1 rRNA gene is annotated in these 1030 nt (G+C 52.0%); it reads left to right on the top strand.

The window, feature by feature from the left end:
• A 23S ribosomal RNA gene (locus SPL01S_RS24165) occupies positions 1-926 on the top strand; the annotation flags it as partial.
• Between the last annotated feature and the right edge of the window lie 104 nt (positions 927-1030).

The following is a 1030-nucleotide window of genomic DNA, read 5'->3' as shown; positions in this document are numbered from 1 at the left end:
TGATGGCCAGGCTGTCTCCACCCGAGACTCAGTGAAATTGAACTCGCTGTGAAGATGCAGTGTACCCGCGGCAAGACGGAAAGACCCCGTGAACCTTTACTATAGCTTGACACTGAACATTGAGCCTTGATGTGTAGGATAGGTGGGAGGCTTTGAAGCGTGGACGCCAGTCTGCGTGGAGCCAACCTTGAAATACCACCCTTTAATGTTTGATGTTCTAACTCGGCCCCGTAATCCGGGGTGAGGACAGTGTCTGGTGGGTAGTTTGACTGGGGCGGTCTCCTCCCAAAGAGTAACGGAGGAGCACGAAGGTTAGCTAATCACGGTCGGACATCGTGAGGTTAGTGCAAAGGCATAAGCTAGCTTGACTGCGAGAGTGACGGCTCGAGCAGGTACGAAAGTAGGTCTTAGTGATCCGGTGGTTCTGAATGGAAGGGCCATCGCTCAACGGATAAAAGGTACTCCGGGGATAACAGGCTGATACCGCCCAAGAGTTCATATCGACGGCGGTGTTTGGCACCTCGATGTCGGCTCATCACATCCTGGGGCTGAAGTAGGTCCCAAGGGTATGGCTGTTCGCCATTTAAAGTGGTACGCGAGCTGGGTTTAGAACGTCGTGAGACAGTTCGGTCCCTATCTGCCGTGGGCGTTGGAAGATTGAGAGGGGTTGCTCCTAGTACGAGAGGACCGGAGTGAACGCACCACTGGTGTTCGGGTTGTCATGCCAATGGCACTGCCCGGTAGCTAAGTGCGGAAAAGATAAGCGCTGAAAGCATCTAAGCGCGAAACTTGCCTCGAGATGAGTCTTCCCTGGGCCTTTAAGGCCCCTGAAGGAACGTTTAAGACTAAGACGTTGATAGGCTGGGTGTGTAAGTGCAGCGATGCATTGAGCTAACCAGTACTAATGATCCGTGAGGCTTAACCTTACAACACCGAAGGTGTTTTAGAGAGATTACAGTAGATTTTCAGCGACGTTCCGAGATTGGTTTCAATGGCCCAAAAGGCGGTTGGAATGAAACAGAATTTGCCT

This window comes from Serratia plymuthica NBRC 102599, assembly GCF_001590925.1.
In the GTDB taxonomy this organism is placed as follows: Bacteria; Pseudomonadota; Gammaproteobacteria; order Enterobacterales; family Enterobacteriaceae; genus Serratia; species Serratia plymuthica.
Note: the sequence above shows the minus strand (reverse complement) of the source record. Positions and strands in the feature narration are given on the sequence as shown.